The organism is Pseudoalteromonas sp. D15MCD-2, from assembly GCF_038562745.1.
GTDB lineage: Bacteria > Pseudomonadota > Gammaproteobacteria > Enterobacterales > Alteromonadaceae > Pseudoalteromonas.
Window position 1 is genome coordinate 793,235 of record NZ_JBCFQE010000001.1, and the last position, 14,165, is coordinate 807,399.

General features: G+C 42.4%; 14 protein-coding genes. 9 read left to right on the plus strand and 5 right to left on the minus strand.

Translation table 11 applies throughout. The features are described 5' to 3' along the window. Positions 1-262: 262 nt before the first annotated feature. From AADY36_RS03620 to AADY36_RS03635, 4 genes are read left to right on the plus strand one after another with little or no spacing between them, the layout of a single operon-like run. On the plus strand, positions 263-1,720 hold the full coding sequence (locus tag AADY36_RS03620) for a HAMP domain-containing sensor histidine kinase (protein ID WP_342408503.1): 1,458 nt from the start codon (positions 263-265) through the stop codon (positions 1,718-1,720). 1 nt (position 1,721) lies between these two features. Continuing rightward, a complete protein-coding gene (locus AADY36_RS03625; protein WP_239963074.1) occupies positions 1,722-2,249 on the plus strand; it encodes a hypothetical protein in 528 nt (175 codons plus the stop codon). A 2-nt stretch (positions 2,250-2,251) separates the two neighbouring features. Then, complete coding sequence (locus AADY36_RS03630; RefSeq protein WP_342408504.1) at positions 2,252-3,595, plus strand: sigma 54-interacting transcriptional regulator; 1,344 nt, start codon at positions 2,252-2,254, stop codon at positions 3,593-3,595. A gap of 8 nt (positions 3,596-3,603) precedes the next feature. Continuing rightward, positions 3,604-4,104: a DUF1543 domain-containing protein gene (locus AADY36_RS03635; protein ID WP_055020994.1), complete on the plus strand. Its 501-nt coding sequence runs from the start codon at positions 3,604-3,606 to the stop codon at positions 4,102-4,104. Between the two features lies 1 nt (position 4,105). Here the strand turns inward: AADY36_RS03635 and AADY36_RS03640 are convergent, their stop codons facing one another. The 4 genes from AADY36_RS03640 to pdsR all read right to left on the minus strand — a co-directional run bounded on the left by AADY36_RS03640 (position 4,106) and on the right by pdsR (position 7,465). Next, on the minus strand, positions 4,106-4,315 hold the full coding sequence (locus AADY36_RS03640) for a hypothetical protein (protein WP_054551195.1): 210 nt from the start codon (positions 4,313-4,315) through the stop codon (positions 4,106-4,108). A gap of 50 nt (positions 4,316-4,365) precedes the next feature. Then, on the minus strand, positions 4,366-4,536 hold the full coding sequence (locus tag AADY36_RS03645; RefSeq protein ID WP_156426462.1) for a hypothetical protein: 171 nt from the start codon (positions 4,534-4,536) through the stop codon (positions 4,366-4,368). 116 nt (positions 4,537-4,652) lie between these two features. Continuing rightward, positions 4,653-6,776: a proteobacterial dedicated sortase system histidine kinase gene (pdsS, locus tag AADY36_RS03650; RefSeq protein WP_055198178.1), complete on the minus strand. Its 2,124-nt coding sequence runs from the start codon at positions 6,774-6,776 to the stop codon at positions 4,653-4,655. Then, complete coding sequence (gene pdsR / locus AADY36_RS03655; protein ID WP_054560858.1) at positions 6,776-7,465, minus strand: proteobacterial dedicated sortase system response regulator; 690 nt, start codon at positions 7,463-7,465, stop codon at positions 6,776-6,778. The genes pdsS and pdsR overlap by 1 nt, the downstream gene beginning before the upstream one ends. A 219-nt stretch (positions 7,466-7,684) precedes the next feature. Between pdsR and pdsO the strand changes: the two genes are divergently transcribed. Genes pdsO through AADY36_RS03670 form a run of 3 tightly spaced genes read left to right on the plus strand, consistent with a single transcriptional unit; the run spans position 7,685 to position 11,024 of the window. After that, the gene (gene pdsO, locus AADY36_RS03660; protein WP_054560857.1) at positions 7,685-8,422 is read left to right on the plus strand and encodes a sortase-associated OmpA-like protein PdsO; all 738 of its coding nucleotides are present in this window, start codon (positions 7,685-7,687) and stop codon (positions 8,420-8,422) included. A gap of 26 nt (positions 8,423-8,448) precedes the next feature. Then, a complete protein-coding gene (locus AADY36_RS03665) occupies positions 8,449-10,449 on the plus strand; it encodes a marine proteobacterial sortase target protein (protein ID WP_342408505.1) in 2,001 nt (666 codons plus the stop codon). After that, on the plus strand, positions 10,437-11,024 hold the full coding sequence (locus AADY36_RS03670; RefSeq protein ID WP_082422949.1) for a class GN sortase: 588 nt from the start codon (positions 10,437-10,439) through the stop codon (positions 11,022-11,024). The genes AADY36_RS03665 and AADY36_RS03670 overlap by 13 nt, the downstream gene beginning before the upstream one ends. Here AADY36_RS03670 and AADY36_RS03675 read toward each other — a convergent pair. Next, the gene (locus AADY36_RS03675; protein WP_055198171.1) at positions 10,931-11,878 is read right to left on the minus strand and encodes a DMT family transporter; all 948 of its coding nucleotides are present in this window, start codon (positions 11,876-11,878) and stop codon (positions 10,931-10,933) included. The two genes, AADY36_RS03670 and AADY36_RS03675, sit on opposite strands and share 94 nt — an antisense overlap. 122 nt (positions 11,879-12,000) lie before the next feature. Between AADY36_RS03675 and proB the strand changes: the two genes are divergently transcribed. Together proB and AADY36_RS03685 are read left to right on the plus strand one after the other, a co-directional pair. Continuing rightward, the gene (gene proB / locus AADY36_RS03680; RefSeq protein ID WP_054560854.1) at positions 12,001-13,104 is read left to right on the plus strand and encodes a glutamate 5-kinase; all 1,104 of its coding nucleotides are present in this window, start codon (positions 12,001-12,003) and stop codon (positions 13,102-13,104) included. Positions 13,105-13,167: 63 nt separating this feature from the next. Beyond that, entirely contained in the window at positions 13,168-14,139 is a 972-nt protein-coding gene (locus AADY36_RS03685) for a GGDEF domain-containing protein (protein WP_342408506.1), read from the plus strand. The last annotated feature ends 26 nt before the right edge of the window (positions 14,140-14,165 follow it).

Genomic DNA, 14,165 nt, shown 5'->3' on the forward strand with positions numbered 1-14,165 from the left:
ACATTAAAAGGTATTAATTATCAATCGCTTATGGTTCTTGTGTGGTTTTGAATGCGAAATAGTTACAGGGTGTTGTGTCTTTTTTGCAACGATTTTCAGGTGTTAAAAGTTTATCCTTATTATTTCAATTAGTTAGCATGTTGCCAAATAGCAACTTTGTATCGGTTTTTGGGTAAAAATCAGCACTTTTTAAGGTCGGATTCAGCGAGTGTCTAAGTTTGTTCACTAATAATCAGCATCTGAAATTATGTTGAGAGTGAATATGCAAAATAAAGTAGCGATAAAAATAAAACAGTTACTCAATTGGCGACCTAGTCTTATTGGTCAGTTCGTCTGTAGCATTTTGCTGTCTTTACTGCCGTTATCATTGGTGGTGATTTTATTTTTAAATGCGCTCAATAAGCAGCTTGCGGTGACTCAAGAAATTGTTGGTGATAATTACGAAATTACCAAAGCATTTAATAACCTAAAACAAGACTTAAATAGCCTAGAAAGGGCAACTCGACAAAATTGGGTGCTTAAAAGTGAGTCCCTCGATAGCTTGATTGCCAATAAGTGGCAATCGTCACTGCAAAGTGTCGATGAACTTATATTTTTAAGTCCAACCGCTGATTATGTCTCGCAGTGGCGGCAATTGGCTGAGGTATTACAGTTTGCGCATCAACATTTATTAATAGAACAAAAGCAAGATGGTGAGCTGTTTGCACCCGCTAGTAAGCTTATCAGTGAGCAAACAAATTGGCTCAAAGAACAAAATGAATTACGCATCACAAAAAATCAGCAGCAATTAAAAGCACTTCAAGCTTCATTTATTAATTGGTTAGTTGCGTTAATTCCACTGACGTTATTGGTCGGGGGCGGGTTTCTTTGGCGGATCAGCGGACGGCTTAGGGAACTCACACATGTGATTGATAAACTTGGACAAGGCCATTGGCAGCAAAAAATTCAAGTTCGTGGCTCGTCAGAGTTAGTTGAATTAGGTAATAAACTAGAATGGGTTCAAGCACAGTTACATATGCTTGAGCAGCAAAAAGATACGTTTTTACGCCATGTGACACATGAGTTAAAAACCCCCCTAGCTTCGATGGTTGAAGGCACAGATTTACTTGCAGATGAAATTGTTGGTCCAATCAATAGTGAGCAACAAGCTGTCCTTGAGTTAATAACACAAAGTATGGTGCGACTAAGAGCCATGATTGAAAGCCTATTGAGTTACAACGCGATTCGAACGAGTAAGCAAAGCCTAAGCGAGCTTAATTTTAACGTGATTATGAATAAAATTGAGCGTCATTTTGAGCACCGATTATCAGCGCGTGACTTATCCATTACTTGGGTTAACGAGTTACCAAATAAAACCTTGTTTATCTCAATTGAGCTACTTGAAATGGTGCTTATTCAACTCACCTCAAATGCGCTAAAGTTTTCGCCGGAACATGAGTCAGTGACAATAAAAGCAAGCTTAAAGCAGGGACAGTTAATTTTGAGTGTTAGCGACTTAGGAGTAGGAATAGACGACACTGAAAAAGCCGCCGTGTTTGGGGCTTTTTACCAAGGCAAGAATGCAAAACAACATACTGAAATGGGCAGCGGGCTCGGTTTAACTATCGTTAAAGAAACCGTTGAACAATTAAACGGTAAGCTCTCTATTACAGATAATGAGCCACAAGGGTGTGTATTTACAGCCATTTTACCAATTCAATTAACCCAAGGAGTTAACTGATATGGGCTTAGCGAATAAAGCCAGTTTTATGCTTGTTATAGGCACACTTTTTATAACAGGGTGCACGATCACGCAAAAGCATGTCGAGCCAGAGCAAGTAGAACCGACAACAGATGTGAAGCCTCAAGGGCAACCTAATCCCAAGCCTCGGCCGAAAAGTGAGCCGTTATACCCGCCTGCAAGTACTGTCATTGCTTGGCATGCTGCCAAGTGCGGTGGCTTTAAATCGAGTTCTGATAAAGCAAATTATGTTGGCGAAAATGAGCTAAAGCGTCTGTTTGAATCAATTTGTTTACTCGGTGCTTCAGAGCCAGAAAAAGCCCTTAACCAGCTTGAAAAAAGCGACCATGCTTTTTATTGGCCAGATGATATTAAGCAGTATCTTTGGTTGCAAAAGCAATATTTACAACAGAATTTAGCGGCAAAACAAGCAAAGCAAGCACTGAGTGATGAAATGGAAAAAACCTTATCGTCGCTTGCGACTATCGAACAACAACTTCTGCTACGTGAAGAAACCAAGGAGCAGTAATCATGAATGAAGTAACAAAAGCACGGGTTTTATTAGTAGATGACGATGCGAGTTTATTAAAGTTACTAGCGATTAGAATTGAGTCAAAAGGTTATTTGGTAAACACAGTTGAAAGTGGCATTGAGGCACTACAAACGCTAAAAAACCAAACCTACGATGCGGTGATCACCGACTTAAGAATGGATGAAATGGACGGCATGGCTCTACATCGCCAGTTACAAAGTCGTTACCCTTCAATGCCGGTGATTATGATGACAGCACATGGTTCGATACCTGATGCAGTAGAAGCGACGAAGCAAGGTATATTTGCATTTATTACCAAACCGGTTGATAAAGATGAGCTGTTCGACAGCCTTGCTAAAGCTATCGAGATCCATGGTGTACACGGTGATGAAACACCCACACAAACGAATATTGTCACCCGTAGCGGCGCGATGTTGCATCTACTTGAGCAAGTTAAATTGCTTGGTCCAACGCAAGTGAATGTGTTGATCTCCGGTGCCAGCGGCACAGGTAAAGAGCTGCTTGCACAAGCAATACATCAACACAGCCATGTTAGTGATGGGCCATTTGTGGCAATTAACTGCGGCGCAGTGCCGGGAGAGCTTTTAGAATCTGAATTGTTTGGGCATAAAAAAGGCGCATTTACAGGTGCAGTCAAAGACCATCAAGGTTTGTTTCAACAAGCACAAGGTGGTACCCTTTTTCTAGACGAAATTGGTGATATGCCGCTAAATTTACAGGTAAAACTACTGAGGGTTTTACAAGAGAAAACCATTCGCCCAGTGGGCTTTCAAGAAGAGATCCCAATTGATGTGCGGGTAGTGTCGGCGACTCATAAGAATCTTCCTGAGGCAATTAGCAATCAGCAGTTTCGTGAAGATTTATACTACCGATTAAATGTGGTGAACTTAAAACTGCCTCCGCTTTGTGAACGCAGAGAAGATATAAGTTTGCTAGCACAGCATTTTGCAGGTCTAATTGCTAAACGTATGGGGCAAGAGCAAAAGCAGTTTGCCAATGATGCAATGCATGCTTTGGTGCGCTATGACTGGCCGGGTAATATTCGTCAATTACAAAATGTAATAGAGCAGGTAGTAGCCCTTACACCTGGTAAAGTGATTGCCGCTCAGTTAGTAGAGAGTGCATTAAATAGTAATGTAAGTATTGCTGAGCCGCTTTCGTTAAACGATGCAAAAAAAGAATTTGAGCGAGATTATTTAATTAATATGCTGAAAATGTCAGCGGGTAATGTTGCTGAAGCCGCAAAGCTTGCGAAACGTAATCGCTCAGATTTTTATAAATTAATTAAAAAGCACAACATTAATGTTGAAAGCTTAATATAAGGAAAAACATGGCGCTTTTTTTAGTCTATCTGGGCGGTCGTATTCAAGGTTGCCACATTGAAATGCACGACGTTCGATTTGTCGTAGGCGATAACATTGAGCAAACTTACTCAAAACTAAAAGCACAGTGGGTGGGTGATAAAAGCAATGTGCACATGGATAGCTACATGCAAATTCAGCACATCGATGGCTATCAGGTCGAAGTGGTTGATACTGCGCATCACCAAACAGAAAAACTATATTTTGTGAATTTAGGTGCTTACCGAGCTGATAGTCTTGCGGAGCAACATGATTTTGCATTGTACGTTGCCCGTAGCAGTGAAGAAGCGAAGCAACGCGCTAAAGAGTCTTTATTGGCTGGAATGACTCATCTTCATAAAGATGATTTGCACGATGTAGACGATTGTTTTGCGATTGATTTGTTAGATAGCAACTTATCAATAAAATTAACGCCAAGCGGGCAAGCTCAAGCAATGAAGCCCGATTGGTTTGGCTATCACGTTCTTTGATCTATTCTTGGTTATCGTTTTTACTGGCAACTTTAAAGGCGATAATCACTAATCCAAACAAGGCAAATGGCAGTGCAGCGAGTAAATACTCAACGGTATGGCTGTCTTGGTAGTTAGGCTGGAGTAGGAAGTGACCTGCAACACAAAGCAAAATAGCCACGAACAAAACGGGCAGTAAAATCAGTTCTTTTTTAGGTGAGTGTTTTTTCATTACAAGGCGTTATATTCCAAAGGTGCGCCATTGTAATGAGCTACCCTTAGTTAGGTCAAATAAGTTGCTTTGTAGTTTGCTTTATATTGCGCTGTATCAACTTTTTTTGTGTCAGCTTTTACAGGCTGCTTTTTTGGAGCCGCTGGTTTATCGGTTGCTTCATTATAGCTAAATAGCCCCATAATGAACTCAATCTCTTCACGTTGTAATCCAGATCGCATGATGCCCTCCAAAGAATAATTTGCCTTTTGTATTACAAATATTACGTCCTGTAATCTGAATTATCGGTGAATACCCAGTCATTAAACTGTAATCATATGTAACGCAAATATGCTTATTAAATAGGCAGCTCCACAGTGAATACAACACCTGTGCCATCAGCTAAATTTTCTGCTAATACTTTACCGTGATGGTAATCGCAAATAAGCCTTACAATATAAAGGCCTAAACCCAAGTGTGGCTGCTGCTGATGTTGCTGACTTCTCACCGAGACCATTGAGTCGAAAATGTGTTCAACTAAACCGTCAGGGAGCAAAGGCCCTTGGTTGCTGATTTTTAATAATGCATGCTGCTCTTGCTTGGTTAAGCTGACTGAAATTGTGCTTTGCGGGGTTTTAAACTCAAGTGCATTGTTGATGAGCTTATCGAGTAATTGCGCAATAAATTCTGGTGCGCCACTAACATTTAACGGCTCCTTACAAAGCGACAAGGTAAATAGGCTTTCACCATAGGTTATTTGATAGCCCTGCATGCAGCCGGTGATCACCTTGGTCAGGTCAAACTCTTCTGCCTCGGCATTTTGAATACTTTGTTCAAGGCGCGTTGCTTCACTCATGGTGGTAATAATTTTACCTAACCGCTCAACCCCTTCACTGGCACGGTCGAGGTATTTTTGACTCAGTTCAGATTGCGGCTGCATTTGTAAATTTTCAAGTGATGAGCGTACAACAGCCACAGGCGTACGAAGTTCATGGGAGAGTCGTGATGACATATTTTCTAAGTAATCAGTATAACCACTTAAACGGCTAACAATGTTGGCAAAGCTGCGAGAAAGGTCGCCAATTTCGTCATTCGAATCGGCATAAGTAATCTTGCCAGTGATCCGCCCTTGAGCATCAATAGCTTGCTCGGCATTATCACGTAAGCGGCGAATACGGCTGGAAATTCTTGAAGCAAAAAAGAACAGTGTCACAGTACCAACAAGCATCACCGCTAAAATCACATTAAAGAGCTTTTCTAAGGATTTATTACGCAGAGTGCGCACGCCGTTGGTGGTTTCTTCTGCGATTACTGCACCAATGACTTTATCTTGGATCCAAATAGGGTAGGCCGCCGATAAAATAACGGCTTTGTTATCTGGGGTTAAGCGCCATGATGATGCGGGTTTACCATTTAAAGCACTGGCTATGTGAGTACCTTGCATCGCTGCGACATCATGCAAGGTATCAATAAACTCATTTTCTGGGCGAGTTAAAATTTTATAGTAAAGTGGGTGTAAGTAATCTTGCTCAAAGCGTTGCCACCATGTTGTTGCAGGCTCCTCTTTTAAGCCGTCTGCCCAAACGCCATCGGCATGATGAATTGAGCCTGATTGCGCAAGGACACGATGATGGTTATCGACGACCCAAATTCGACTGCCACTGTGGCCCATGCCTTTCAAAATACGGTTAATTTCTGGTGAAGGCACTAAAACTGAGCCGATATCATTTGGGTTTTGCAGGTTTGAGGTCGACATTAGCTGAGGCTCAACTTTGTCTTCATCCCAATCTTCAATCGCAAAACCAAGCTTATTACCTAGCATCGAAAGCGGAAAACGCAGCTCTATGTTGTAACCCGTATCGGTGCTTTTAAAATAGCCTTGGATTTTAGTGACCGGCTCTTGTGTCGTAGCATCAAAGGCATTAACCCAACCATCTTGACGGGCAGCCACCACATAACTTTTAAATTCACCTTCAGGTGTTTTTAACATGATCTGTAAGTGATCATTACGGGTAAAGCTAAGCACATTTTTAGCACGATACACCAGTGAGCTGTCAGTGACTTTAAATGCCGCATAAAGGTAGTTTTCGTACTTGCCTACCATGTGATCAAAACTTAGATCACTTTCTTGATGCTCATTGCTTAGCCCCTGTAAGTAGCGTTTGTCATAATGCCAAAATAAGCTTTGGTAAGGCTGCCACTCCGACAATTTACCATCAAGCTGAATCGGGTTATTTAGGTTGTAAGCGTATAAATCTCGGCCTTTTACAACTTGATCTAAAAAGTTGGTTTGCGAGTCAAACAAAGCGGGGCGTTCATGTAATGCGGTTGCGAGTGCGCGGGTGGTGCCTACTAAGGTTTTTTCTTGCCCTTGTCTTAAGAACTTTTCCATTTCCCAAACATATTCATAGCCAAGCCAAGGCAATAAAAATAAAAAGCAGGATAAGAAAATAAACTTTGTTCTAAGCCCAAAACGCAGCATTAAGCTTGCTCCCAGCGATAACCCATACCGTAAACGGTATCAATGCAGTCAAATGCACCATCTAAAGCAATAAATTTTTTACGAATACGTTTTACGTGAGAAGTAATAGTGCTGTCATCAACATAAATCTTGGCATCACTCATTAATTCGTTGCGGCTTTTTACATGGCCTGGACGCTGTGCAAGTGAATGCACCATCCAAAATTCTGTCACAGTTAAATCAACCAGTTGCTCTTGCCAAAAAACCTGCATGCGCTGAGTATCTAACTTTAATGGGCCGCGATGCAAAAGAGCGGTTTGATCGGCGGGTTGGTCGAAGGCATCAAGGCGTCTAAACAATGCGCCAATTCGAGCAGCAAGGTGCGCCATACTGATGTCTTTAGTTAAGTAATCGTCAGCACCCATGCGCAGGCCGCATACGGTATCAATTTCGCTATCGCGGGCGGTTAAAAATATAATCGGTAAGGTTTTAGATAGACTTCGTAATGTTTGGCAAAGTAAAAAACCACCATCCACTTCATGGCCAAGGCCAATATCAACAATGGCTAAATCTGGTAAAGATTGACTAAATGCCAGTTCAGCACTGGATCTGTCAGCAAAGCCTACAACCTGATAGCCCTGAGCGCTGAGCATTTCTGTGTAGTTTTCACGGATTGCAGTTTCATCTTCAACGATTGCTATTTTCTTCATTGCTAATACTTACTTAAATTCTTTCTATAGCGAACTATACCTAATTTTTTGCCTTGCGTACTGGCAAAAACGCGATTGCCATTTTTCTGCCACAATTGCTCAGCAGTTTGCCCTTTTTGATCCCCTTTATTGCCATTTCGACTTGTTTTAATAGCTCCATACCAAGTTTGCAACACCAACCAATGTTGCCAAGCAATTAAGTAGAAAAAGGATTAAACCATGAAAAAATTAATTATTGCCGCTGTTATCACATCTGCTGTATCTGTAGCCCCTTTTGCAGATGCTGCGAGTCAAAGTAAACAAGAAACACCAAAAGAAACAGCCATTGGCTTAGGTGCTGGCGCAGTTGTTGGCGGCATAGTCGGCGGCCCAGTGGGAGCATTTATTGGCGCGTTTGCTGGTGGCTTAATTGGTGAAAAAGAAGCGGCAGACAACACCATTGATGAACAAGCTCACGCATTAGTTGTAATGAAAGAGCAAACCGCTGATTACCAACAAGTGATTGCCGATAACGCAGCACTAAGTGAGCAGCTTGAATTATTAGCTGACGAAAAAGAGCAGTTACTACAAGCCCAATTAAACACCTTACTGGCGATGACGGTACAGTTTAAAACCGGCTCTAGCGAAATTGCCCCACACTTTGCTAATCAACTCGACAAAGTCGCGCAGTTATTGATTGCCCAGCCAAATTTGGCTATCGACTTAAATGGCTTTGCAGATCAGCGTGGTGATGAATTGGCTAATTTAATGCTCTCAAAACAGCGTGTAAATGCAGTGCAAAGCTACTTAATTAAACAAGGTGTGCCTCATACGCGCTTAACCGCAACCGCCTTTGGTGAGCAGCAAAGTGTTGCCGATTCAAATAACTACGAAGACAACGTGTTTGACCGCCGTGTAACCTTAACGACACGCCCTGTGTCACAAAGCAGCTTACGTACAGCACAAAGTAACCACTAATTCATCGGTCGATGGAGTGACATATTATGTTGAGTAACCGTACCAAAAGGCTCCTTTTTGGGAGCCTTTTTATCCTCTTATTAGGTTATGCAGTTAACCCTGCATTTGCAGCCAATGCCAGTGCCGAACTGCGATTTTATGATGACTCAAATAGCCAAGTGTCTTCGGGCTTATTAGTGAAAAACGATGTCACTATGACGCTCACTGGGCTTATTAATCATGTTGTTGTTAAACAGCGTTATCAAAACCCGCATCCGTTTGCGGTAAATGCCCGCTATGTGTTTCCGTTACCTGATGAAAGCGCAGTTCATGCCATGCAAATGCAAATTGGTGAGCGTATTATCACCGGTAACATTGCCCTTAAGCAGCAGGCTGAACAGCAATTTGAGCAAGCTCAAAAACAGGGTAAACGCGCCGCTTTAGTTCGTCAGCAACGTGCGAATATTTTCTCTACTGATGTGGCAAACCTTGGAGCAGGGGAAGAGATTGAAATTACCTTGCAATACCAAGAGATAATCGGTTTTCGAGATGGTGTGTTTTCACTGCGCTTTCCTACCACTATTACGCCGCGCTACGAACCTTTAACGGCAGAACTACAGCAAAAAGCTAATCTAGAAACAACAGACACAGACCAACAGAACGACGCAACAGCTAACACAGCGCAAGTGGCATCAGCGTGGCTGAAACCTGTTTTTCATCGCGCACAAAGCCAAGAGTCTGATGCGAGCCTAAACCTTGCAATTGCGATGGATATTGGCCTTGAACTCAGTGATATCAGCGCTAATTTAGCGGGTATGCAAATCGATAACCCAAGTTTTGGTCGGTACCAGTTATCACTTAATCGTGATGTTCCGATGGATAGAGACTTTGAGCTGACATTTAAACCCCTTGATAAAGCCCACTCTCAGGCTGCATTTTTTACCGAAACAGTAGCAGGGCAAGAATATGGTTTACTGATGTTAGTACCGCCAAGCGATCACTTTACCTCGCAAGCTCGTCTTCCTCGAGAAATGGTGTTTGTTGTAGATACCTCCGGCTCAATGCATGGTCAATCTATGGAGCAGGCTAAACAAGCCTTGTTTTATGCCCTTTCGTTATTGGATGAAAATGATAGTTTTAACATCATCGGCTTTGATAACGAAGTGTCAGTGTTAAGTGACACGCCAATGATTGCCAATGACTTTAACATTCGCCGTGCAGAGCGCTTTATTTATGGCTTACAAGCTGATGGCGGCACCGAAATAGCAAAAGCACTGAATCAGGTACTTGATGGTAAACAGCATGATGGCTTTGTACGCCAAGTGGTGTTTTTAACAGATGGCAGTGTGGGTAACGAAACGCAGCTATTTAAACAAATTCAAACAGATTTAGGTGACAGCCGACTCTTTACCGTCGGTATTGGTAGTGCGCCTAATAGCTTTTTTATGACCAGAGCTGCTGATATTGGCCGTGGTACATTCACTTTTATAAGTAGCACCAGCCAAGTACAGCCAAAAATGCAGCTGCTTTTTGATAAGCTGGCGCATCCCGCTGTTACAGATCTTGTTCTTGAAGGTGACAAAGCAGCCCTTGAGTATTGGCCATCGCCATTACCTGACTTGTATTTTTCAGAGCCAGTTTTGGTTGCAGTGAAGCTTGATGGTAATCATCACTTAACTTTAAAAGGGCAAACGAACACAGGGCCAATGACGATTAATTTAGCAACAGCCAATGCTGCACACGGTGAAGGTATCGCTAGACTCTGGGCCAGACAAAAAATTAAATCGCTGCTGCTTTATAACGAAAAACAAGCGGTACGCGCAGAAGTCGAAACATTAGCACTTCAGCACCATTTACTTAGCCCATTTACAGCCTTTATTGCAGTTGATAACTACGCGGGTAATGAGATTGCAGAGCGTTCAATGCAAGTACGAAATAAACTTCCTAATGGCATGACGCTACCGCAAACCGACGGACAAAGCCGGGTGTTTATGTTACTTGGGTTGTTGTTGCTTACATTCTCATGGTTATGGCAATGGCGACGCTAAAAAAAGCGCTGCCAGTTTGCAGCGCCTTACTTGGCATCGCATTGTTTGTTAATGGTGGCTATATACAGGCGAAAGCTTGGCTGGCACAGGCTCTAATTGAGTCAGCTTGGCAGCAAGCTTTGCAAAGTCCTAATCAGCAAGTAAGGCCCTGGTTTTACGCCGATGGTTATGTCACTGCACACATAAATTGGCCAAGCCAGCAGCAAGAATTGACTGTACTTGCCGGTGCGTCGGGGAGAAACCTTGCGTTTGCCCCCGGGCATTTTTTGCCAAGCGGTGAACTTGGCAGCTCAAAAGGGGTGTTAATAGCTGGCCATAACGACACCCACTTTGCATTTCTAAAACATGTCGCAGTGGGTGAGCAGTTCAGTATGCAGTTGCAAAGTGGCCAGATTGAGCACTATCAAGTTCGTAGCATTGATGTTATTCATCAAAGCGAACAGGGCTTTTTAGCACAATCAGGCCTTTATTTATTAACCTGTTACCCTTTTGACTCGTTAGCTTCAGGGACAGAGTTTAGGCTATTGGTGTCGGCTGATAAATTATCGTCGTCTACGTCAACTTTCAGCTCTTGATGACGTTGACTAACAATAACACCGGCGAATACCACCGCAATACTCACCCATTGCCAAAGTGTGAGTACTTCGCCAAGTAAAATGGCAGACAAAATTAACGCAAAAATTGGAATGAGGTTTGAATAAGCAGCAGCAGTTAATACCGACACCTTACTAATGGCGTAGTTGTACATGCCATAGCCGCCTAAAGTGACACATGAGCCTAAATATAAAATGCTCAGTAGGGCACTTAAATCATGCTGATTTTCGCTGGGTAGTTCGATGAAAAATAAAAAAGGCGCAAAGAATAAGCTACCGCTAAACCCTTGAATTGCAATTAAAGTAAGTGGTGAGTAACGAGCTACTAGGTGTTTTACGCTCACGGTATAAAACGCCGCGCACACCATCGCCATCAACTCTAAAAAGTTACCAAGCAGTGGGTTAGGGGCTTGCTCTGTGCTTGGTGACAATAGCGTTAATAAAATGCTGCCGCCAATACACAAGGTAAAACCAACGACGATGGCTTTACTGATGTACTCTTTTAATATTAAAAACGCCAAAATAGCGACGATAATTGGTAAACAAGAAACAATTACCCCAGCTTGCGATGCCGAAGTGTATTCAAGGGCATGCCCTTCAAATAAATAATAAAAGCAAGGCTCAGCCAGCGACATACCAATTAAGTACTTCCAGTCACCTGGTTTAAACTCAAAGCGGATTATATAGCGCCATAAACATAAGCTAATCAATAATGTGGTTAGCATTCTTAAAAAAATCACTAACACAGGGTCATAAACATTGATTGCATGCTTTAAAGCAATGTAAGAGCTACCCCATAAAAAGGTCGCGATAATTAAGCATAAACTGGCTGGCATAGGTGTCGCTATTGAGTAAAAAAACGAGAGCGCGATCCTAGCATGAATTTTTTTAACTTGTTCAAAAACCGTTAGCTGGTATATATAAATTCTCTATTTTAATTACAGAATATAAGAATCAAATGCAAAGGCCACACGTCGTTGTTGTAAAGCTGGGCACAAGCGTGTTGACAGGCGGTACCGACAAATTAGATAAAGCGCACATGGTTGAACTTGTTCGCCAATGTTGCGAGTTAAAAAAGCAGGGTTATCAGGTTGTTTTAGTATCAAGCGGCGCGGTTGCTGCAGGTCGCGAGCAACTCATTACCCCCTGTGGTCGTTCTTTGATTGAAAAACAAATGCTTGCTGCAATCGGTCAAGGGCAACTTATTCATATTTGGCAGAGCTTGTTTGCTTTGTATGGTGTGAATGTTGGACAAATGCTACTGACCCGCGCTGATGTAGAAGACCGTGAACGTTACTTAAATGCCCGCGATACCTTAAATGCGCTACTTGCGCACAATGTAGTACCAATTATTAACGAAAACGACGCCGTGGCAACCGCCGAAATTAAAGTAGGTGATAACGATAACTTATCTGCTTTAGTCGCGATATTAGCGAATGCAGAAAAGCTGTTACTGTTAACTGACCAAGAAGGCCTATTTACAGGCGATCCTCGCTCTGATGCCAATGCGACACTTATCAACGAAGTTGAGCATATTAATGATGAGCTAAGAGAGCTCGCTGGTGGCAGTGGCACTACCCTAGGTACCGGTGGTATGGCAACCAAACTGCAAGCAGCCGATATTGCACGTCGCGCTGGTGTTGAGGTCATTATTGCCAAAGGCGCAGGCAAAAATGTGATACTAAATTGTATGGCCGACAAGCTTCCTGGTACACGCTTTTTAAAACTCACCGCACCAAAAGATGGCCGCAAAAAATGGTTACTTGCAGGACCTAAAAGCACGGGGCAATTAGTGATTGATGATGGCGCAAGCCTTGCACTTAAAGAGCGTGGTGCAAGCTTACTGGCAAAAGGCGTAAAAACTGTGCGAGGGCAATTTGAACGCGGCGATGTGATTGAAGTGGTGACGTGCCAAGGGCAATGTATAGCCAAAGGCCTTGTTAATTTTAACCATCAAGAAATTGATCAAATTAAGGGCTGTCATTCGTCGCAAATTACCCAGTTGCTTGCATTTGCACCAAGCAGTGAAGTAATCCATCGAGATGATATGATTTTGTTATAGTTTTTTAGTAATTCTGATAAAGTTAACTAAACTAAAGTAATAAGCAGTTTTGGGGACTTTTAGATGGCGGCTAACGCTTGCGGACATGACTGGGTTGTAGAAATTACCCAACAAGAAGAAGAGCCTGAGCTCGATCAGGCGCTTATCAATGCCGTGAGTGAATTAGATGAATTCTCTCGTTTCGCTATTTATATCAATAAATTTTTCAAACCGGGCTTGCCTGCAAGACTGCTGAATAAAGATTCAGTTATCGAAGAGCTCAGTGAGCACGAAGTCAATGAGCTCATCGAAAAAGTCAGCCGCAATAAAATTCGCATCAGTCGCAACTACGGTTTTATTTCTACTTATGTGCCCATTTATTACATGGGCAATGTGGTCGGTGTACTTGTCATTGAGTCTGAAAAAGAGCTTTCAGAGCGTTGTAGCATGCTCGCCATCTACATGCTAAATATCTACGCGAATCAACTGTCGTTACTTTATAAGTCGCAACTAGACCCTTTAACTGAGCTTTTAAACAGGCAAACCTTTGATAAAAAAGTGATTGAAATTGCAGCCGATGCCGCTGTAGGTCATGAAAGCCATGAGTCAAAGCAACGTCATTGGTATTTAGCTATGGTCGATATTGATCATTTTAAAAGCGTAAATGACAACTATGGGCACGTTATTGGCGATGAAGTGATCTTGTTAGTAGCACAGTTATTAAAAAATAATTTTCGAATAGAAGATTACGTTTTTCGCTACGGCGGCGAAGAGTTTGCTGTGTTATTTCAAGCAAGTGACGAGCTCGATGCACGCAATGCCCTCAATCGCTTCCGTGGCTGTGTGGCAGAATACCCTTTTCCTCAAGTCGGTAACTTAACAGTGAGTAGCGGTTTTATGCCAATCTACGAGTTCGAAATGGTTGCCAGCCTAGTCCAAAAAGCCGATCAGGCCTTGTACCATTCTAAAAACAGTGGTCGTAATTGTGTCACTGCCTATTCAGAGTTAGATATTCAAAAAATCAAACCTCAAGATGATTCAATAGAGCTGTTTTAAGGTGTTGCAGCGCGCTTAGCTGTGTT